This is a genomic window from Streptomyces sp. NPDC028928 (assembly GCF_055564915.1).
The window spans coordinates 1,202,058-1,221,871 of the sequence record NZ_JBVHVI010000001.1; the positions used below are offsets into that span (position 1 = coordinate 1,202,058).

The following is a 19,814-nucleotide window of genomic DNA, read 5'->3' on the forward strand; positions in this document are numbered from 1 at the left end:
AGGTCACTCCTCGTCGCACGGCTGGAACAGGAACTGGTAGAGGTCGCCCCCGTACGACGCGGCGTACATGCTGCCCGAGGCGGCCGCGACCGGGGTAATGTCCAGAGCCGGTTCGTGGTCGGGCAGGCCGAGCACCTGGCTGCTCTCCCACAGGAACCGGCCGTCCTCGCGAGCGAGGCACACGATGTTGCCGCGTTCGGCGGTCGCCACGAAGTTCCCGTCGGGCAGCACCGTGAGCGAGGTGTACGAGCGGGGCGCGCCCTGGGGTGAGGTCCACCGCACCTCGCCCGAGGAGGTCAGACCGGTGACCGTGCCGAGCTGGGTGCCGACGGCCAGGACGTCCCCGGAGACCGCCGGACTGCCGGTGATCTTGGCTCCGAGGCGGACCTCCGCCTCGGGGCGGCCGGTCTTGGCGTCGAGGAGGACGCAGCGCCCGTCGACCGGGCAGACGGCCAGCCGGCCGGTGTCGTGCAGCAGCGCGGGCGACGCCTTGACGGGATGGCCGATCTCCTGCCGCCACACCTCGGTGCCGTCCGCGGCCAGGGCGACGACGTGTTCCCCGCAGCACAGTACGGCGGTGTCGTCGGCGGCGGGGACGGGGCTGGCGTAGGGGTCGCGGTAGGCGGCGACGCCGCCGTGGGCCGCCGACCAGGGGCGGGGCAGCGGGCGGTCGTACACGATCTCGCCGGTGCCGAGGGCGAGGCCCAGGCAGCGGCTGTGGAAGGCCGCCACCACGAGCAGGTCGGCGCCCGGCAGCACGGTGGGCGTGGCGAAGACGGGGAACTCGGCCTTGCGCGACCACACCAGGGTGCCGCGCAGGTCGAAGCAGGTGATCAGCCCGCTGGTCGTCGCGACGATGACATGGCGGCGCGCCTGGTCGACGACGAGGGAGGCGTACACCGAGCGGTCCAGGCGGCGTTCCCAGTAGACCTTGCCGAGGCCGGGGTCGAAGAACCGCAGCCGCCCGTCGTCACTGGCGACCACGACGCCGACGCCGGCGACGACGGCGGGGGTGGAGCTGACCGGGACGGGGACGGTCTGACCGAGGTGGGCGCTGTCGTGGGTGAGGCGCCGGTGTCCGCAGACGGCGGGCTCGCGGTCCCAGTGGAAGGCGCCGCCGCCGCGGCCGGGCAGCACCGACTTGACCGGGTCGTGCCGGAAGGCCGGAAGGGGGGACGAGTCGGCCGGCAGGCCGGGCGAGCCGGCCGGGAGGCTACTGGGCAAGGCTCATCTCGCTTTCCGCTCGGTCCGCACCGGGCCGGCCGGTGCGGCGCAGCGCGCGCCAGAAGACGAACGCGAGGACGGCGGTGGGGATGCCCTTGCAGGCGACGGCGAGGAAGGTGGAGTCCAGGGCGAACACCGCGTACCAGGCGAGGGGGATGGTCAGCAGGTACGTCACCACGGTCGAGGAGACGAACAGCAGCCCGCCGCGCTGGTGGACCGTGAGCATCTCGCCGAAGATCTGCTCGAAGAAGTAGGCGGGGACGTACAGCAGATAGGCGAGGAGCAGGTTGCGCGCGAGGTCCCGGTCGAGGCCGGGACTGGCGAAGGCGTCGACCAGCCAGGGCGCGGCCAGCGCGGTGACGGCGGTCGCCGCCACGGTGGGTACGGCGGCGTACAGGCGCATCTTGCGCACCGTGCGGGTGAGGTCGTCCGGGCCGCGGCCCAGGGCGTAGCCGTAGAAGACGAAGGACCCGGCGAAGCAGGCCTGCGGGACCCGGCAGAACAGGGTGTAGATCTTGGTGGCCACGGTCGCGGCGGCCAGCTGTACCACGCCGAGCGTGCCGATGAACAGCAGCGGGATGGTCGTGCCCATGTAGTCGTTGAAGTGGCGCAGTCCGATGCCGGGCGCGGTGCGGGCCATCGAACGGAACTCGGTGAGGACCTCGTGGCGTCGGGGGCGTACGAAGCGGTCCGGGCGGGTGCGCAGCCGGCGGACCAGGACGATGCCGCCGGTGGTGGCCATGACCGCCTGGGCCACCAGGGTCGACGCGGCGACGGCTTGGGCCGGGGAGGCGAACAGGCGGGCCGCGCCGGTGTCCAGGAAGATCCAGTTGAACAGGGCGTTCACCGCGAGGCCGAAGACCAGGTTGACGGCCGACAGGTTCTTCAGGCCGCAGATCTTCAGCGACTCGCTGATGACGATGTAGCCGAGGACCAGGGCGATGCCGTAGGTGCGGATCTGGACGTAGTCGCCGACCAGCGGGATCAGCTCCGCCTTCTGCCCGGTGGCCCGCAGCAGCGGCTCGATGCCGAGGCCGAGGGCGATGCCCAGGAGCTGGCAGGGGATCAGCAACAGCAGCAGGGCGGTGCCGAGCACCGGCAGGCGGTGGCTGGTCCGCTGCTCGCCCTCCGCCATGGCGAGCCGGCTGCTGAAGACGTCGACGACGCCGATGAAGACGGCGTAGATGGCCGAGATCAGCACATCCGCCTGGCCGACGGCCGCCGCCTGGTCCAGGCCCTTCGGCGCGACCATGATGAGGTCGAGGGCGCCGAACCCCACCGAGACCACGCCCAGGCCGAAGACCACCGCGGTGTAGCCGGTGTAGTTCCGTACGGTGAACCGGGTGTGCTCCATGGCGGCTACCGGTCCCCCGCCTGTGGGCCGGCGCCGCGGGTGCCGTCGTGGCCGAGCCGCTCCAGCGCGGCCTGGAACCGGTGGCGGGAGGTGTCGTCGCCCAGGCCGTCGGCCAGGTCGAGGCCGTCGCGCAGTACCTGCTCGTCCTCGGGGGCGAGGCGGGCCAGGTCCCGGTGGAGGGCGAGGGCGCGGTCGGCGGCGCCGGCCTTCCGGTGGCAGCCTGCTGCGCGCAGCATGTGGTGGCCGACGTACGGCGGACCGGCCGCGACCGCCTGCTCGTACAACTCGGCTGCCTGCTCGAGCCGGCCGAAGGCGGCGTAGGCCTCGGCGAGTTCGCCGTAGCTGGGGGCCCAGGCCGGGTCGAGGGCGATCAGGGCCCGCCCCGCCTCCTCCGCCCGGTCGAGGTCGCGCGTGAGGTACATGTGCTCCTTGAGCGAGGACTCGTGGTACGTCTTCAGGAAGTGCGTCTCGTAGGCGCGCGGGCGGCGCGCCATGGTGTCCTCTGCGGCCTCCCGCGCGTACTCCATGTAGCGGCGGGTGGTCTCCGCCTCGCCGACGGCGGCCGGGACCATGGCGAGGGCGCGGTACCAGGAGGAGATCGCGCCGGGGTCGAGCCGGTCGTGTGCCTCGGCCAGCCGGGCGCCGGTGGCGCGGAACCACTCGTACTCCGCCTCCGGCAGCTCCTTGCGCTTGAGGTACCAGACGACGGCCTGGGAGCAGGCGTCCAGGACGCGGTCCTCGGGCACCTCGCCGGTCTCGGCGGCCTCGCGCATGCGGTCGAACTGGCGGGGCGAGTCGGCGCCGTCGTCACGCCGGTTGGTGACGACGAAGGCGAGCATGGCGGCCTCGAACCGCTCGCGCGGTGTGGCGGCCCTGGCGTAGGCGTCGGCGAGCAGGCGTTCGGCGGGGTCGAAGCGGGAGACGCTGATCAACGCGGCCGCGGTGTTGACCAGGGCGGTCACCGGGAGGTCGGCCGCGTCGCGGACGAGTGCGGCCAGCCGTTCGACCGGTTCCGTCGGCCGGTGGCTCAGGTCGGCCAGGGAGTCGTAGGACAGGCCGGCGAGGAGGGCGGCCTCGTGCAGGACGTTGGGTTCGAAGACCTGGGCGAGCAGGTAGCCGAAGCGATCCAGCCGCAGGTCGGCGTACTGCTCCACGCAGGCCCGGGAGAACAGGTCGGCCGGCCGGCCGGGGCCGGTGGTGTACTCCAGCCCGAGCAGGGTTTCCTGGAAGGTGTTGGCCTGGACCTCGACCGTCTCGAACGCGATCCGGTCCGGGGTTGCTCCGCTCATCGTCGTCACGCCCTCTCTGCCGCCTGGCGGCATGCCCAGTTGAGAAGATGCAGGAACACCAGTACGGCGCGGCCGGCATCCGAGAGCGTGGTGGCGTCGCGGGCGTCGGCGGGGGCGGCGAACTCCACCAGGTCGAAGCCGACGAGCCGGTTGTCCCGGAGCACCCAGTCGATGAGGCGCAGCAGGTCCCGGGTGCCCAGGCCGGCCTCCGCCGGATAGCCGGTGGAGGACATCACCGAACGGTCCAGGACGTCGATGTCGACGGTGAGGTAGACGTCGGTGCCGGTGCCGAGGGCGGCGCGGAAGGCATCGGGGTCGTCGAGTTCCGGGGCCAGCAGCGGCAGTTGCCGTCCGACGCCGTGCAGGTAGCCGTCCAGGCCGTCGGCGCTGTCGGCCTCCACCGTGGCGTACGGCGCCACCCCGACCTGGAGGAGACGCTCGGGTCCGACCAGGTCGGACACGTGGGACATCACGTTGGTGTTGAAGATCGGGTCCCGGGCGACGTCCCGGGTCGGTGCGCCGTCCCAGATCTGGAGGTCCAGGTGGTGGTCGAACTGGACGACCGTGAAGGGGCGCCGGCGCCGCTTCCACAGCGCCTGGACGACCGGCAGGGTGACCGTGTGGTCGCCGCCGATCACCGCGGGGACGGTGCCGGCGGGCAGCGCGGCGATCACCTGGGCGAGCGCCTCCTGGGCGTCGGCGAGCGCCATTCCGTCGAAGAGCACGTCGCCGATGTCGACCGCGCGTTCCAGGGGGACGCGCCCGTTGCGCAGTTGGACGATACCGGGCTGTTCCGCACCCCAGGTATGCGCTTTCGAAAGCGTCCGGAGAAAGAAGGGGCCGTTTTCGGCCCCTTGGTGGGCGCTGCCGAGGGAATAGCCGGAACCGACGACCGCCGCGGCGGCGTTCGGCGGCACTGCGTCGGGCGCGACCGTTCTCAGTCCGGCGAACGCGGTTTTCGTCCGCAGTCTTGGCACGTCAGCACATTTCCTTCGGGAATTCGGAAAAGTTCGCGGACGGAGGGAGCGGCCGGAGCCGCTCCCTCCTGGGTGCCTTGGTCAGCGCTCGCCGAGGATCGCGTCCAGCTCGGCGTCGACCTCCAGCTCCTCGCCGAGGCTGCTGATCACGGCCTCGGTCTCCATGGCCTCCGCCTCGAAGAAGACCTCCGCGTTGGCGGCGCGGAAGAAGGCGGGCTTCTTTTCCAGGGTGTACTTCGACATGGCTGCACTCCTTACTGTCGGTCAAACAGTGGAAAAGGCCTTGCCGATCGGCGATCGGCGGCCCATGTGCTGCACGTACTTGCCGCGGATGCGACGAAGAAAGATTTGGCGATCACCTGTGCGGCCGTCAAGGATCAGACACCGACCAAGCTGCTTGCCGACGCTTCAAGCGTTTATTTTCCGCCACACTGAAAGGGTGCGATTGTCCCAAATCGAAGACCTGTACCTCGGCACGGGCCGCTTTCCGCCTCATGCGGGCGACGATCGGCGCCCCGGCGCAAGTGGCCCGATCCGCTCGCTCGTCGGCCCGGCCTCTACGGCCGGGAAGCCGCCCCTCGTCCGCCGTACGCGGCCAGTTCGGCAGTTCGGCCAGTTCGGCCAGGAGCACCGTGGACGCGGTCCCGAGGCAGACGGCCCACTGCCCGGTTCCAGTGGGAGGGTGCCGAACACGGAGCGCCGAAGTTCGTGGTCTGCTCCTCGCCCGTGTCCCATGGGGAAGCTGACGGCACCCACCCGACTACTCGCGGGCCCGCTCAGGGAAGGCGGCCGGCGCACGGACCTGGCGAGCGTCTTTGGCCGAGCCCGGCCCTTAGTGCACCGGCGCCTGGTCCGCCACTACGAGCACCACCTGTCCGACTCCGCGAGCAACCGGATCAAGCCGCCAGATGCGCCGATCTCAGGCGAGACCACCGGCTACGCCTCGCCGGCAAGCGCGCGTGGACAGCGCGCAGAGTGCCGGTAAGGCGGCCGGATTGCGGGACTGATCGAGTCAGCCGCCGCTCTTGCGCCTGAACGAGCGCTGGCTCGCAGCCGGGCCGTGCGCCGCACGCACCTTGGACGCGTCCGGGCTGGCGGCGACATCGGCCGCGTCCCCCTGCGCACCGCGCTTGCGCGCCAGGGCCTCACGGAACCTGCGCTTGAGGTCGTAGTTGCCGTCGCTGTCCGTCGACAGAGGGGACGTCTCGGGGACAGCCGGCTCCGAACCTTCCGTGATTACGGGCTCTTCAGTCATGGTGACCTCCTGGGTTCGGGGGTGGGCCAGCACAGCTTGTCATGCCGGGCGAGGTCCGGGACGCCGGCAACATCATCCTGCGCGGTTTCGGCCGGTTTAGCTCTCGCGGCCGAAGGCGCTCACTTCGCAGAGGAGTTCTTCGGCGAGCCCCTCACCTCGTCCGGCACGGCCTCATCCTGGAGTCCGTCACGGCGATCGACACCCCAGGACGTGCGTCCATCGGGGAGGACGGAGAGCACAGCAGTGATCGGTACCGTATTCCGCAGCGAGGACGTACCCGTCGGCGAGCGGTTCGACCGCTGGCGGGAGTTGATCGACCGCAGCCGGCCCAGCGACGCCAGCAGTCAGCATGCCGCCGACTTCCGGGCCGAGTTGCGGGTGATGGAACTGGGGCCGGTGACCGTGTGGCGGACGGCGTTCTCGCCCGCGACGTTCCGGCGGACCTGGCAGCGGATCCGGCGGTACGACGCCGAGCTGTACCACCTGTCCCTGCTGACCGACGGCAGACTGACGCTGCTCCATGAGCGCGGGGGGACGGCCACGATAGGCGCCGGTGGCGTACTCGTGGACGGCAGTCGGCGGGCGAGCACCGTGCACGCGTACCCCTCCGCCGCCCCGGCCGCCACGGCAGAGGATCGGGCGGGTGTGGTCGCCGGTGTGGGCGTGGACCTGCCCAAGAACCTGCTGCCCTTGCCGCCGCGGCAGGTGGAACGGCTGCTCGGGCACGGGCTGTCGGTGCGGACCGGTCCGGGGGCGCTCCTGGCGGACTTCCTCACCGGAGTGGACCGGCAGGCCGAGGCTCTGCGGCCGGCCGACGGGCCCCGTCTGGGCACGGTCACGGTGGACCTCGTCTCGGCCTTCTTCGCCCACGCCCTGGACACCGAGGCCGCCCTGCCGGCGGAAACCCGGTACGAGGTCCTCGGCCGGCGCATCCGGACCTTCATCGAGCAGCACCTGCCCGACCCGGAGCTGACCCCCCGCACGGTCGCCGCCGCGCACCACATCTCCCTCAGCCACCTGCACCGGGTCTTCGGCGAGCAGACCCCGGGCGAGACGGTCGCCGCCTGGATCCGCACCCAGCGGCTGGAGAGGGTCCGCGCCGACCTCGCGGACCCCGCGCTGCGCGACCGGCCCATCCACGCGCTCGCCACCCGGTGGGGCATGCCCCGTGCCTCCCCCTTCACCCGGGCCTTCCGCGCCGCGTACGGGCTCTCCCCGCGTGACTACCGCGCAGCGGCGTGCCGGAGCGAGCAGGCGAGGAGGGGGCCCGGGACGACGTGAGAAGACGGTGTGGACGGAACGGCCCGGGCCTGGGAGTCGGTCAGCCGCAGCACCGACTTCGACGCCTGAGGCGGTTTGTCTCCGAGAAGGACGCGGAGCCCCCCGCCCGGAGCGAGGGGCTCCGCGCGCCGCGCCCGCCAGGCCACGACGACAGGGATGCTAGGCGGTCGCCGCACGCATCAGCTCCGCCGTACGCGGATCGGCCGGGAAGAACGTCTCGATGGCGATCTCGTCGAGCGTCACGTCCCTCGGCGAGCCGAACACCGTCGTCGTGTAGAGCAGTACGAGTTCCCCGTACTCGCTCGCCAGCCGCAGGGGAACCACCAGATCGTCCTCCGGACCGGCCACGGCCGCCTCCTCTTCCGGGGCGGGACAGCTCTCCAACTCGGCGAGCAGCTCGGCGAGTCCGTCGGCCGCCGTCCGTTCCAGCTGGCGCCGGACGCGGCGCAGCACATGGGCCCGCCACTGCGCGAGGTTCCGGATGCGCCCCGCCAGCCCGTCGGGGCTCAGCGTCGCCTTCAGCACGTTGAACGGCTGCGCCCTCCCCTCGCCCACGCCCTCGTCCGGGCCGGCGTCCAGGCCGTCGCCCACGCCGCTCAGGAACAGCCGCGCGGCACGGTTCGCGGCCACCAACTCCCAGCGGACGTTCACCGCGAGTGCCGGATGGGGCTCGTGCCCCGTAAGGACGGCCTCCACCGCCGCGCGCGCCGCGCCCAGATCGGCCAGGGGGCGCTCGGCGTGCACCGGTGCGTAACCCCCGGCGAGGTAGAGCGCGTTGCGTTCGCGCAGCGGCACCTCCAGCTCGTCGCACAGCCGCCGGATCATGTCCCGGCTCGGATTGGCCCGTCCTGTCTCGACGCAGCTCAGGTGCCGGGTGGACAGCTCCGCGGCGAGCGACACGTCGAGCTGGGAACGACGGCGCCGCTCACGCCAGCGCCGCAGCAGCACTCCGACGGGTTCGGTGGTGGTCGTCATGCCCCTCAGGCTCTCCTCCCTCCCGCACGGCGGCAATGACCTCGGAGGTCATCGACGCGCCGCACGGGCACCCCGCACAGTGACGGACCGGGAAGCACGAAGACCCACGATCGAAAGGACAGCGGCCATGACCGAGACGCCCGCCCTCCAGCCCCTCGACCTCGCCCGACTCGCCGACGCGTACGTGCGGTTCTGGAACGCCCGCACCGAGCACGAGCGGCACCGCGCCGCCGCGGCGGCCTTCACCGACGACGTCGAGTACCGCGCCCCGATCGGGGTCCTCAGCGGTACGCAGGCCCTGACGGGCTTCCGCGACCGGTTCGTCGGCCACAGCGGCACCGCCGAGTTCCGCCTGCGCGAGACCGCCCAGTGCCACCACGCCCGCGCGCGGCTCGCCTGGGAGATCCGCACCGGCGACGACACGTCCTTCGCCACCGGCACGGACATCCTGCACCTCGACGAGGACGGCCGGATCAGCTCCGTCACCGTCTTCCTCGACCGGGCTCCCGAGGGCTTCACGGCTCCCGGTCGGCCGTGAACTCCGCGCGGTGTGCGGTCGCCCACTGGCGGAAGGTGCGCGGCGGCCTGCCGGTCAGCCGCTCGACGGTCGGGTAGACCAGCGACTCGTCGAGGGTACCGTCGCCGTAGAAAGCGAAGAACGCCCGGATGTACGGCTCCGGCACGCCCGCCGCGGCCATGTCGGCCCGGCCCTCCTCGTCCGACAGCGCGTGGAAGCGCAGGTCGCGCCCGAGGACCTCGGCCAGGACGGCCAACCGCTCGGCCGGCAGCAGCGGTTCGGGGCCGCTGAGCGGGTGGATCCGTTCCTCGTGGCCCGGGTCGAGCAGGGCGCGGACGGCGACGGCGGCGATGTCGTACGGGTCGACCGACGCGACCGGCACCGCGCCGAACGCGTCCCTGACGACATCGCCCGCCCGGAGCTGCGGCAGCCAGCGCAGCGCGTTCGACATGAAGGCGTTCGGCCGCAGGACCGTCCAGGCCAGGCCCGATTCCCTGACCGCGGTCTCCGAGTCGATCATGTACTCGGACAGGACGTTGTCGGTGTCGGTGGCGACGGTCGCGAAGCTGGAGAGCAGGACGACGCGTTCCACCCCGGCACCGCGCATCCGGGCCAGCAACCCCCGCATGTCGCGGTAGCCGGGAAGCAGGAACACGCCCCGCACACCGTCGAGGGCGGGACCGAGCGAGTCGGGCTCGTTCAGGTCTCCGACGACCTGGTCCGCGGGCACGTCGGCGGGCTTGCGGACCAGGGCGCGTACGGGCTCTCCGGCGCGGGCGAGCGCCTGGACGACCTCGCCGCCGACGTTTCCGGTGGCTCCGGTGACGAGGATCATCGCAGCGTCCGGGCGAAGTGCGCGGCCACGGTGTCGACGGCGACGGTGACCTGGGGTTCGCAGTCGTAGAAGTCGAACTGGGTGCCCTGCGTCCACAGGATGTCCTTGGGGCCGGCGAGCCCCGCGTGGAAGCGGCGGGCGCCGTCGGGGATCGCGGCGTCCTCGCTGTGCACCAGCAGGGTGGGCTGCTCGATGCGGGGCGCGAGGGCGATGGCGTCGTACGTGAGCCAGTCCGCCCACGCCATGACAGCGAAACGGTTCGGCCAGGCGGGGATGCCGCCGCGCGCGGGGTTGAGGTAGAAGTCGATGTCGTACGGCATGGCGGCGCGTTCGTCGGTCGCGGAGACCACCGGGACGTACGCGACCTCGCCGGTCTCCTCGTAGTGGGCGCGGGCCTCCCGGCCGGCCTTGACCCGTTCGGCGACGGCTTCCGCGCCGCCGTAGGCGTCCTCGCAGACGGCGGCGTCGTGCAGCCAGGGGGCGACGAGGGCCAGGGAGCGGACCCGGGCGTCGCCGGCGGCGTTGTCCGACATGTACATCGCGGCCGCGCAGATGCCGAGTGCGCCCATCCGGTCGCCGTCGACCGCCTCGTGGGCGGCGAGGAAGCTGAGCGCGTGGTGGATGTCGCGGACCTTGAGGGCCGGGTCCTCGACGTCACGCGGTGCGCCCTCCGACCGGCCGAAGCCGGTGAAGTCGAAGGACAGCGCGGCGTATCCGTGCTCGGCGAGCCGTTCCGCGTACCGGTCGGCCATCTGCTCCTTGACGCTGGTCCAGGTGCCGGCGACCACGATCCCGGGCAGCGGGCCCGGAATTTCCGTGTGCTCGGGAAGGTAGAGGGTGCCGGTCAGGGTGGCGCCCTCACTGGTGAAGGCGACGTCGGTCCTGCGTGTCATGCGTACTCCTGTGTGGCGTGGATGGTCGGTCCAGCGGTGAGTCCGAGCAGGGCGGGGGTGCGAGGGAGAGGCGGGGAGCCGTGGAGGTGGCCGGCGAACGGCGCCGGCGTCCCTCCGGTCGCCTCATCGCTCCCCGTCGCTCCAGATCGCGGTCATCACGACGCCGGTGATGCGCCATCCGTCGCGGGTGCGGGCCAGGTCGAAGCGGTAGGTGCCGCCCAGTGTCCACAGGGAGTCGTCCGCCTTGCGGTGGGTGGCCTGGAAGGTGGCGGTGCACACCGCGTGATCGCCGTCGACGGCGACCAGGTGGTTGCCGAGGAGGTGGTGGGTGGCGGTGTAGACGCCGAGGCCGGTCCGCCAGCCGTCGACGATCTGCGCGGGTGTGAGGGTGACGGGTTCGCCGCCGTTGAGGCTGGTGTAGTCGAGCGTCACCTTGTCGGCGAACACCTCGGCCAGCGCGTCCCAGGTGCGCTGGTCCGCGTACCAGGCCATGCGGTTGCAGATGTCGATGACGTCCAGTCGGTCCATGATGAGCGTCCTTGGTACGGGTAGGGGTACGGCTGCGCGATGCGGGCACGGCCATGGGTGCCGGGGCGGGGGCCTTTCGATCATGCCGCGTCGGCTCGGCGCCGGATTGACGTCGCGTCCGCGCATTCTCGACATCGCGTCTCAGGTTCCAGCGCATCCCGATCGGCCGCGCTGTGCTCGTCGGGGACGCTGCCGGGGTTTCGGCCGTAGGTGAGGCGGCGCAGAACGGTGGTCGTACGCGTAGCCCTTGTCGGCGTGCAGTCGCCGGTGGTTCGCCGAGGAAGGCCCGGTGGGTGCGCTTGGTGACCAGCGGGTCAGGCGCTATCCCGTCGAGCACCGGCTTGAGGGTTGCCGATCCCGTGGCCAGGGGATTCCCCGCAGGGCAGCGGCAGGGGCAACGGCTCTCAGCCGTTGCGACGCACGAGGGCGGCCTTGCGGGCCTCGGCGAGCTTGCGGGCCTCGCCGGCCTTTCGGGACTTGCCGCCGGTGCCGCGGGAGGGGTCCTTGGTGGTGCCGAGGCCGCGGAAGGGAGTGTTGGTGTTCTTGGGCCGGGGGACGGCGGGCCCGCCGTCCAGCGGGATGCCGGAGGGAGCCTTGGCGCCGGTGATCCGGCTCAGCTCCGCCTCGCCCGAGCGCACCTTGGTGACGGTCGGCTCGATGCCGGCCTCAGCCATCACGCGGCTCGCCTCGCGGCGCTGGCCTGCCAGCACGAGCGTGACCACGCTGCCGGACTCACCGGCGCGGGCGGTGCGGCCGGCCCGGTGCACATAGTCCTTGGGGTCGGTGGGCGGGTCGACGTTGACCACGAGATCGAGGTCGTCGATGTGCAGGCCACGGGCCGCGACATTGGTCGCCACCAGAACGGTGATCCCGCCGTTCTTGAACTGCGCCAGGGTCCGTGTGCGCTGGGGCTGGGACTTGCCGCTGTGCAGGGCTCCGGCGTGCACCCCGCTGGCCCGCAGGTGCCGGGTGAGCTGGTCGACGGCGTGCTTGGTGTCGAGGAACAGCAGGACGCGGCCGTCGCGGGCGGCGATCTCCGTGGTGACGGCGTAGCGGTCGGGGCCGTGGACGACCAGAACGTGGTGCTCCATCGTCGTGACCGTGCCCGCGGACGGGTCGACCGAGTGGACGACGGGGTCGTGGAGGTAGCGGTGGACCAGCTCATCGACGTCGCGATCGAGAGTGGCCGAGAAGAGCATCCGCTGACCGTCGGGGTGCACCTGCTCGAGGACGTCGACGACCTGCGGCAGGAATCCCAAGTCGGACATCTGGTCGGCCTCGTCCAGCACGGTGATCCTCACCCGTGCCAGGCGGCAGGCGTTGCGCTCGATCAGGTCGTGCAGGCGTCCGGGGGTGGCGACGAGCACCTCCGCTCCCTGGCGCAGCGCGGCGATCTGCCGGCCGATCGACATGCCGCCGACGACCGTGGTCATCCGCAGCCGCAGTGCCTCGGCGTACGGCGCCAGCGCCTGGCTGACCTGTTGGGCCAGCTCCCGGGTGGGCACGAGGACCAGAGCGAGGGGCTGCTTCGGTTCGGCGCGCCGCCCGGCCGTACGTGTCAGCAGCGGCAGGCCGAAGGCGAGCGTCTTGCCCGACCCGGTGCGCCCGCGTCCCAGGACGTCGCGCCCCTTGAGGGCATCGGGCAGGGTGGCGGCCTGGATCGGAAAGGGTTCACGCACCCCCAGTTCGCCGAGTGTCCGCAGCACCGCCACCGGCAGTTCCAGGCCGGCGAAGGAGGCGGCCGGGAGCGGCGCCGGAGTCGTGGTCGCGGACCGGGCGGGACCGCCGTGAACGGTGCCGGAGTCTTCGGGGTGCTTCATGAACAGCCTTCCGCGGGGGAACGTACCGAGGAAGGCCCGGCAGGTTGGAGCAGCCCACGCATCAAGCGGAACCGCACAGGCGGCATCGCCTGCCGCGACGACCACGCAAAGGCGTGACGCTAGCACAAGGCATGGCATCGCGCCACTTCACGCGCTCACGTACTCCGGTCCCGCGTCCGGGTCAGCTGCTTCAGTTCGATGATGGTCGCGACGGCATGCAGCCAGGTGGCGGCGGTGTCGTCGGCGGCGATACCGCCCGCGAGTTCGGTGCCGGCCCGCAGCCACTCCCGTACGAGGACGGCCGCCTCCGGGCGGGGCAGGGGCTCGGGCAGCTCCACGGCGCGGGCGAGTCCGCCGGCGCGCACGGTGTCGGCGAGGAAGGCGACCGAGCGCGGCTCGGTGCCGAGGCGGTCGAGGACGACGGCCGCGGCCGCGGCGCCGTCGCCGAACAGGGCGGTGCGCCGGGGGCCGGGCTCAGCGGTGAGGCCGTAACGCAGCAGGACGGTGATGTCGAGCCGGGCCAGCTCGTCGTCCGTGCGGTCCGGCGGGTGGGGGACGTCGTCGTTCATGGCGGGGCCTCGGGTGTCTCGTCTCGTCTGACTGGTCCGCTGCGGCTCAGTCGACGGTGACGGTGTAGGTGATGCGTTCGGGGGCCTGGGAGGGGGAGGGGGTGGCCGCCCCCGTGGTCGGGGTGGCGGAGGGTCCGGTCGTCGCGGGGGGCACGGTGGAGGTGTTGCCCTGGCAGGTGGTGAACGTGCAGTGCAGCAGCGTGAACCGGGTGGTGCCCTTGCCCTTGGCCTCGAAGGTGAAGGTGAGCCGGCCGCCGGCACCGGCCTCCGGCTCGTCGCCGGAGTCCGACGTGTGGTCCTGGCCGCGGCTGACCAGCACCGAGCTGTCGGGCTTGGGGTCGACCAGGTACCAGTACTCGCGGGTGGAGGCGTTCTGGTCGACGGTGATGGTGAAGCGCTCCCCCGGCTTGGCGGTGATGCTGGTGTCCTTCACCGGGTGGCTCGTCGTGCCCGTGGGACGGCTCGCGGTGCTCGTGGAGCCGCCGGCCGGTTCGTCGGTGCCCGAGCCGCAGCCCGTGGCGAGAGCGAGGAGAGCGGCGGCCGCGATCGCGGCACCGCCCCTGCTACCGCGGAAGATAGACACTGTACGCGTTGGGGAGATCACTGTTGGAAGCCTTGCCCATGTGGCCGTTGATGAAGTCGTCCTCGCTGACCCAGGTGGTCGAGCCCCAGGGGTTGTAGACCTGAAGCATGTCACCCTCCTGGGCGATGATGGTCATGGCGTGGGCGCCCTCCTTGCCCGAGACGTCGACCGGCACCGGCCGCCCCTCGGCCACCGACTTCTCGACTTCGGTGAGGACCGCCCTGCGGTCGGCGGCGCTGTTCAGGTCCTGGCGCTCGTAGTCACTGCCGGTGGCACTGCCGACGAGGGTGTCGTTGATCCGTTCCTGGCCCTCGGGCCCCATGCCGCCCCAGTTCTTGCCGCCGTCGCCTTCGGTGTGCAGCCGGTGCTGTTCGGCCACCAGACGCTGCTTGAAGGCCTCGGGGTCGTCCTGCTGTCCGTCGGGGCCGCCGGTGAGGTCGAGCGCGTACAGGGGGTCGACCATGGCGCGGGACGTGACGGTGGACGAGGCCACGCAGGTGCCCTCGGAGCCGTCGCCGCCCTGGATCCACAGCTGGCCGTCGAACGAGGCGTAGTCCTTGTTGTTGTTCGAGCCGTCCTGCGCGAGACCCTCGTCCTTCATGCTGTCCGAGGCGGTGACCACCGGAGTGAGGTGCCGGCGCATCCAGTCGGGGTCCTTGCCGTGGATCTTGCCCTGGAACGTCTCGATCTCGGCGACGCTGTGGCCGGCGGCCAGGGCCTTCATCAGGTAGGCCCGCTCCTGCGGGCTGTCCGACTTCGCCAGCATCCGCTCCATGGCCATCTCGTCGTCCAGGCTCAGCAGGTCCATACGCGTCGACGCGCGCGCCAGGTCACCGGCCGTGAGGATCTCGTTCAGCTCGGCGTCCGCGCCCGCGACGCCGGTGTCGGCGAGCATCACCTTGTCGACCGCGGTGAGTTCGCTGGTCTCCATCTTCCCGGCCCGTGCCTCGGCGGCCCACTTGTTCAGGTCCCGGGCCGCGACGCGGGTGGCCTCCTGCGCGTCGGAGACGGCGGCGTGCATCAGGTCGACCGCGTAGGAGCCGAAGTGGGCGGCGTTCTTGCGGTCCCACTCCTCCTCGTCGTTCTCGTGCAGGTCGTCGAAGAAACCGTCCCTGCCGCCGAGCGTCTTCTTCTGCTCCAGCAGCTGTCCGCGGCCCTGCTCGTCCTTGCGCTGCGCGGCGCCGATCGCGTCGGCCAGCGTCAGCAGCACCGACGCGCAACCATGGAACGCCTCGCTCATCTGGTTCACGGACCGCCCGACGGCGTTCACCACGTCGGAGGCGAGGACGCTCGTGTCGCCGACCCACACCTCCGGAAGACCCTTGCGGCCCACCCGGTCGACCTGGTCGAAGACGCTGCCGACCTGGTCGACCTGGCCGCGGTAGAGGCTTGCCAGGCCCTCCAGCAAGCCCGGGTCGCCGCCCGGTTCGGGCACCGAGAGGGCGTCGTCGATCAGGTCGAGGAGCTCGTTCTTGCTCCCGGCACCGAGCATTTTCTTGGAGAGCCCGGCGAGCCACGCCAGGCGGAAGGAAGGGGAGTCGAGGGGAGAGAAGAAGAACGACACCGGCCCGTTCCTCAGTAGCTCGACAGGGCCGAGGTGCGCCCGCCCTGCGCCGATGTGTCGGTGAGGCTGCTCGTGCCGCCGACGTGGACGCTGTCCGCGTGCGTCTTCACCAGCCCGTCGGTGCCGTGGTAGGTCTTCTTGGCCAACTGCACCTTGCCACCCAGCTCGTGCAATGCCGACGCCAGCGTCTTGGCCTCGGCCTCCCAGGCCTTGACGAACGCGTTCAGCGCCGACGCGGCGTCGTTCCCGCCGGCATCGCCGTACGAGTAGCTCATGCGCGACTTGACGGCCCGGCTGATGCCGTCCATGTCCGTGCCGGCGTCGTCGAGTTGCTGGGCCTGCCCGGTCATGCCTGCCTTGACCTGGTAGCCGTCCGAGCCCACCGTGCCTCCCCCGTGTGCGTTCGATCGTGAACCGCGGGCAGGCTAACACGCACTCTCCGTACGAAGATCGCACGTCATCCGCCACACACACCTCCTCCACATCACCGCCCCACGGCACGCCTGGGCACGCGTCGAGCCGGGGTCGCGTCAGCCGGCGGAAAGCGCCTCCCGCATCGCCTTCGCCGTGTCGGCCGGGTCGTAGTCCTCGGGAACACCGGGGACCAGGATGATGTCGCCGGCGATGTGCCGCGAGCGCAGCGGGGCGATCTCCTGGTACGCGGGTGAGTCCCACCAGGCCCGGGCCTCGGCGATGCCGGGGAAGGAGATCACCACGACGTGCCCGGGCCAGCGGCCCTCCTTGACCTCGTGCTGCGCGGCGTGCACGAGGAAGCGGCCGCCGTACGGCTCGAAGGTGGCGCTGATGCGCTCGACGTACTCGGCGATCTCCGGGTGCGGGGCGGCGGCTTCCTGCAGGTGCGCTATGGCGTAGGCGGGCATGGCGTCCTTCCGGTCGGTCGGGTTCCCTACGCCGACGATCGTGACACGCGGGCCGGCTGGGATCGATGACCTGGGAGGTAAGGGCGCTCAGACACGCAGGAAGCGGTGGCGGGCGGGATTCACCACCGTGGAGAGGCCGTTGAGCAGCAGGCGGGTGCCGCCGCGGAGGTGGGCGGCGTCCTGGGTGCCGTCTCCGGTGGGGACGAGCCAGGTGTACTGCTCGGTCCAGGTCAGGCGGGACCCGGCGGGCTGGTCGGCCAGTTCGACGGTGACGAGGGAGATCCAGCGGGTGCTGCCGTCGACCTCGGCCTCGTAGACGTAGGTGATCCGGGTGTCCGGCACGATGTGCAGGAACCGGGAGCGGTAGGCGAGGTGTTCCTCGGTGTCGCCGGAGACGAAGACGTTGCGGGCGGTCTCGCCGCCGCCGACGCGGAAGTCCAGTTCGTGTTCGGCGGTGGCGGAGCCGCCGGGAAGGCGGAACCAACGGCTCCGCAGGGACGGGTCGGCGAAGCCGCGGAAGACCTCGGCCCGCGCCACCGTGAAGTCCAGGTCGAACGAGAACGAGCCGTGCAGCGCGCGGGGTGCCGGGTCAGTGACCGGGGCGTTTCCCGCCTCCGCCTGGGCGGGGTGACCTGCGTCCATGGGCTCAACGTAACACGGGCGGGGGCACCGGCCGGGCGCCCCCGCGCCCGCGGTCAGAGCCAGCCGTCCAGTGACTTCAGGAAGCCGTCGAGGTCGTCGCGGTGGATGCAGTGGCCGGTGTCCGGCACGTACACCACCTCGAAGCCGCGCCCGCGCAGCCGTTCGGCCAGCTCGTCCGGTACGAGGTGATGGTCGCCAGCGCCCTGGACCAGCGAGGGCACCTCGGCGCGCGCCGGGATCAGGTCCCGGTCGCTCTGCAGCCACTCGATGGCCCGGACGTCCCAGCGGGCGTACCCGGCCAGTTCCGCCTCGATGTCCTCGGGCTGCCAGCGCGGGCACAGTTGGCGGATGCTGTCGGCGGTGGCCGACTTGGTGGCCTGGGCGAACTCCCGCACCTCGTCGACGGACTTGGCGCCGAGCCTCCACGCCGGGTCGCTGTAGACGACCTTGGCGGGGCGCAGGCCGGGCACCGCGAGGGCGAGCACGGGCGCGCCGAAGGAGTGGGCGAGGGCCAGGTCGACGCCCGTCGGGACCGATTCCACGAGGTCGGCGGCGAGCAGTTCGGGCGTGTACGCGTCGGCGTGCGGGCTGTCCCCGTGGCCGCGCAGGTCAGGCATGATCACGCGGTAGCCGCGCTCGGCGAGGGCCGGCGCCACCCGGCGCCAGGTGTCCGCCGACGACATCACGCCGTGGACGAGGAGCACCGTCCGGTCGCCGTCGCCGACCTCGTGCAGTGCGAGCTTCATGATCGGGGGTGTCCTTTCGACACGCGGGTGTGAGACGCGGTTCAGCTGTTCCGCTCGACCAGTTCCAGCAGTGCCTTCGCGGCCAGCCGGTAGCCCATCGAGCCCAGGCCGACGACGATGCCGGAGGCCAGCGGGGCGATCACGGACTCGTGCCGGAACTGTTCCCGGGCCCATACGTTGCTCAGGTGCACCTCGATCCAGGGCCGCGGGTAGGCGGCGAGGGAGTCGCGCAGGCTCCAGCCGGCCATCATCAGCGCCCCGGGGTTGACGATGGCGCCGACGGAGTCGTGGTGCCGGTTGATGTCGCGCACCAGGTCGCCCTCGGAGTCGTGCTGGAGGGAGAGCACCTCCCAGCCCGCCCCGCCCACCTCGGCGGCGACGGCCTTCTCGATGTCGGCGAGGGTGTCGGTGCCGTAGATCTCGGGCTCGCGGCGGCCCAGGATGCCGAGGTTGGGGCCGTTCAGCAGGAGCAGGGTGTTCACGGGGTCACCTCACTGTTCGACGTGCCGGACCGGCCGGAGTCGTGCGGGGCCCGGGCCCGGCCGGGGTCGGCGTCCTTCAGGGTGAGTTCGGCGTCGGCGAGTTCCTCCGCGCGGCTCATCGCGGCCCGCAGGACGGGCGGTGTCATCAGCGAGGTCACGATCGCGACCAGGACGATGATGGTGTACGCGTCGGTGTCCAGGACGCCGAGGCGCAGGCCGGTCATCGCCACGACGACCTCGACCACGCCGCGGCAGTTCATGCCGGCTCCGAGGGCGAGCGCCTCCCAGCGGTTGAGGCGGCTGAACCGGGCGCCGAGGAAGGCGCCGGAGAACTTGCCGAGGACGGCGACGGCGAGCACGGCGAGGGCCGCGGCGAGGACGGCGGGGTGGCGCAGGCCGGTGAGGTCCATCCGCAGCCCGGCGGTGGCGAAGAACAGCGGGGCGAGGAAGCCCAGCGCGGTGCTCTTCAGCGGTTCCAGCTTCTCCCGGTCCAGGTCCTTGCTGGTGCCGACCAGGACGCCGACGACGAAGGCCCCGAAGATCGCCTCCAGTTTCATGGCCTGGGTGGCCGCGGCGCCGAACAGGACCAGGACGACGACCGTCATGATGGTGGGGGTGGCGCCCTCGGCCCGGCCCGCCCGGCGCAGCGCGGCGCCCACCAGCGGGCGGCCGATCAGTACGGCGAACAGCACGACACCGACGGGGTAGAGCACGGCGGTCGCCACGACACCGGCGGTGAGTCCGGCGGTGGCCATCGCGGAGACCACGGACAGCAGGAACCAGCCGACGATGTCGTCCACGACGCCGGCGGACAGGATCAGCTGGCCGATGTCGCGGTGCAGCAGCTTCATGTCGAGGAGGGTCTTGGCGATCACCGGGATCGCGGTGACGCACATCGCCACGCCGAGGAAGAAGGCGAAGACCGTGGAGTCGACGCCGTCCGGCAGCAGGATGCCGCTCAGCGCGAAGCCGGTGGCGATGCCGAGACCGAGCGGCAGCACCAGGCCGGCGATGCTGACCCGGGCGGCGGTGATCCCGCGCTTGCGGACGAGGCCGAAGTTCAGCTCGGCGCCGGTGACTCCGACGAGGAGGAGCACGCCGAGCTGGCCGGTGGCGTCGAGCATGTGCATCTGCTCCGGCTGCTGGGGCAGCAGCCAGTGGGAGAAGGCGGGCAGCACGTGCTGGAGCACGGACGGGCCGAGCAGCATGCCGGCGCACAGCTCGCCGACGACCGCGGGCATGCGGAAGCGCTCGGCGAGCCGGCCGAGGACGAGGGCGAACAGCAGCAGGAAGGCGAGCTGGAGGAGGAAGACGAGGAGGGAGTGGGGGGCGATGGTGGGCACGGGGCCGGCGAGCGTCACCGGGCCGTCGGGCGTCAGGGGGCTGGCGAGCGTCACGG

Annotated in this window: 22 protein-coding genes; 2 read left to right on the forward strand and 20 right to left on the reverse strand. The window is 71.9% G+C overall.

All coding sequences use genetic code 11. The features are described from left to right. Positions 1-3 precede the first annotated feature (3 nt). The 6 genes from ACZ4U1_RS05250 to ACZ4U1_RS05275 form a co-directional block, all read right to left on the reverse strand. Positions 4-1,224, reverse strand: a complete 1,221-nt coding sequence (locus ACZ4U1_RS05250; protein WP_467899756.1) for an outer membrane protein assembly factor BamB family protein — start codon at positions 1,222-1,224, stop codon at positions 4-6. Then, positions 1,214-2,578: an MATE family efflux transporter gene (locus ACZ4U1_RS05255; RefSeq protein WP_467899759.1), complete on the reverse strand. Its 1,365-nt coding sequence runs from the start codon at positions 2,576-2,578 to the stop codon at positions 1,214-1,216. Before ACZ4U1_RS05255 ends, ACZ4U1_RS05250 begins: the two co-directional genes overlap by 11 nt. Before the next feature lie 5 nt (positions 2,579-2,583). Continuing rightward, positions 2,584-3,867, reverse strand: a complete 1,284-nt coding sequence (locus tag ACZ4U1_RS05260; RefSeq protein WP_467899761.1) for a hypothetical protein — start codon at positions 3,865-3,867, stop codon at positions 2,584-2,586. A 5-nt stretch (positions 3,868-3,872) separates the two neighbouring features. Beyond that, positions 3,873-4,844, reverse strand: coding sequence for an arginase family protein (locus ACZ4U1_RS05265; protein WP_467899763.1), 972 nt, complete (start codon positions 4,842-4,844; stop codon positions 3,873-3,875). An 81-nt stretch (positions 4,845-4,925) separates the two neighbouring features. After that, positions 4,926-5,087, reverse strand: a complete 162-nt coding sequence (locus tag ACZ4U1_RS05270) for a hypothetical protein (protein ID WP_159061809.1) — start codon at positions 5,085-5,087, stop codon at positions 4,926-4,928. 769 nt (positions 5,088-5,856) lie between these two features. Further along, positions 5,857-6,099: a DUF5302 domain-containing protein gene (locus ACZ4U1_RS05275; RefSeq protein ID WP_467899766.1), complete on the reverse strand. Its 243-nt coding sequence runs from the start codon at positions 6,097-6,099 to the stop codon at positions 5,857-5,859. 243 nt (positions 6,100-6,342) lie between these two features. On the opposite strand from ACZ4U1_RS05275, the gene ACZ4U1_RS05280 reads away from it, so the two are divergent. After that, entirely contained in the window at positions 6,343-7,380 is a 1,038-nt protein-coding gene (locus ACZ4U1_RS05280) for a helix-turn-helix domain-containing protein (protein ID WP_467899768.1), read from the forward strand. 159 nt (positions 7,381-7,539) lie between these two features. Here the strand turns inward: ACZ4U1_RS05280 and ACZ4U1_RS05285 are convergent, their stop codons facing one another. Then, positions 7,540-8,355, reverse strand: coding sequence for a helix-turn-helix domain-containing protein (locus ACZ4U1_RS05285; RefSeq protein ID WP_467899770.1), 816 nt, complete (start codon positions 8,353-8,355; stop codon positions 7,540-7,542). A 127-nt stretch (positions 8,356-8,482) separates the two neighbouring features. Between ACZ4U1_RS05285 and ACZ4U1_RS05290 the strand changes: the two genes are divergently transcribed. Next, entirely contained in the window at positions 8,483-8,893 is a 411-nt protein-coding gene (locus ACZ4U1_RS05290; protein ID WP_467899772.1) for a nuclear transport factor 2 family protein, read from the forward strand. Here ACZ4U1_RS05290 and ACZ4U1_RS05295 read toward each other — a convergent pair. From ACZ4U1_RS05295 to ACZ4U1_RS05355, 13 genes are all read right to left on the reverse strand, one after another. Next, positions 8,871-9,707, reverse strand: coding sequence for an NAD(P)H-binding protein (locus tag ACZ4U1_RS05295; RefSeq protein WP_467899774.1), 837 nt, complete (start codon positions 9,705-9,707; stop codon positions 8,871-8,873). The genes ACZ4U1_RS05290 and ACZ4U1_RS05295 overlap by 23 nt on opposite strands. After that, a complete protein-coding gene (locus ACZ4U1_RS05300) occupies positions 9,704-10,600 on the reverse strand; it encodes an alpha/beta hydrolase (protein ID WP_467899776.1) in 897 nt (298 codons plus the stop codon). The genes ACZ4U1_RS05295 and ACZ4U1_RS05300 overlap by 4 nt, the downstream gene beginning before the upstream one ends. Before the next feature lie 123 nt (positions 10,601-10,723). Next, positions 10,724-11,128, reverse strand: coding sequence for a nuclear transport factor 2 family protein (locus ACZ4U1_RS05305; RefSeq protein ID WP_467899778.1), 405 nt, complete (start codon positions 11,126-11,128; stop codon positions 10,724-10,726). Positions 11,129-11,532: 404 nt separating this feature from the next. Beyond that, entirely contained in the window at positions 11,533-12,948 is a 1,416-nt protein-coding gene (locus ACZ4U1_RS05310) for a DEAD/DEAH box helicase (protein ID WP_467899780.1), read from the reverse strand. Between the two features lie 155 nt (positions 12,949-13,103). Continuing rightward, positions 13,104-13,517, reverse strand: a complete 414-nt coding sequence (locus ACZ4U1_RS05315; protein WP_467899782.1) for a hypothetical protein — start codon at positions 13,515-13,517, stop codon at positions 13,104-13,106. 46 nt (positions 13,518-13,563) lie between these two features. After that, positions 13,564-14,100: a protease inhibitor I42 family protein gene (locus ACZ4U1_RS05320; protein ID WP_467899783.1), complete on the reverse strand. Its 537-nt coding sequence runs from the start codon at positions 14,098-14,100 to the stop codon at positions 13,564-13,566. Further along, complete coding sequence (locus tag ACZ4U1_RS05325) at positions 14,081-15,664, reverse strand: peptidoglycan-binding protein (RefSeq protein WP_467899785.1); 1,584 nt, start codon at positions 15,662-15,664, stop codon at positions 14,081-14,083. The genes ACZ4U1_RS05320 and ACZ4U1_RS05325 overlap by 20 nt, the downstream gene beginning before the upstream one ends. A gap of 11 nt (positions 15,665-15,675) precedes the next feature. Next, positions 15,676-16,047: a hypothetical protein gene (locus ACZ4U1_RS05330; RefSeq protein WP_467899787.1), complete on the reverse strand. Its 372-nt coding sequence runs from the start codon at positions 16,045-16,047 to the stop codon at positions 15,676-15,678. Between the two features lie 147 nt (positions 16,048-16,194). Next, complete coding sequence (locus ACZ4U1_RS05335) at positions 16,195-16,545, reverse strand: DUF1330 domain-containing protein (protein ID WP_467899789.1); 351 nt, start codon at positions 16,543-16,545, stop codon at positions 16,195-16,197. 87 nt (positions 16,546-16,632) lie between these two features. Continuing rightward, positions 16,633-17,187 carry an SRPBCC domain-containing protein gene (locus ACZ4U1_RS05340; protein ID WP_467899791.1) on the reverse strand — a complete coding sequence of 185 codons (555 nt, stop codon included), beginning with the start codon at positions 17,185-17,187 and terminating at the stop codon, positions 16,633-16,635. Positions 17,188-17,240: 53 nt separating this feature from the next. After that, entirely contained in the window at positions 17,241-17,933 is a 693-nt protein-coding gene (locus ACZ4U1_RS05345) for an alpha/beta fold hydrolase (RefSeq protein WP_467899793.1), read from the reverse strand. A gap of 41 nt (positions 17,934-17,974) precedes the next feature. After that, positions 17,975-18,415: a type II 3-dehydroquinate dehydratase gene (locus tag ACZ4U1_RS05350; RefSeq protein ID WP_467899795.1), complete on the reverse strand. Its 441-nt coding sequence runs from the start codon at positions 18,413-18,415 to the stop codon at positions 17,975-17,977. Continuing rightward, entirely contained in the window at positions 18,412-19,812 is a 1,401-nt protein-coding gene (locus tag ACZ4U1_RS05355) for a cation:proton antiporter (RefSeq protein WP_467899797.1), read from the reverse strand. The genes ACZ4U1_RS05350 and ACZ4U1_RS05355 overlap by 4 nt, the downstream gene beginning before the upstream one ends. Positions 19,813-19,814 lie beyond the last annotated feature (2 nt).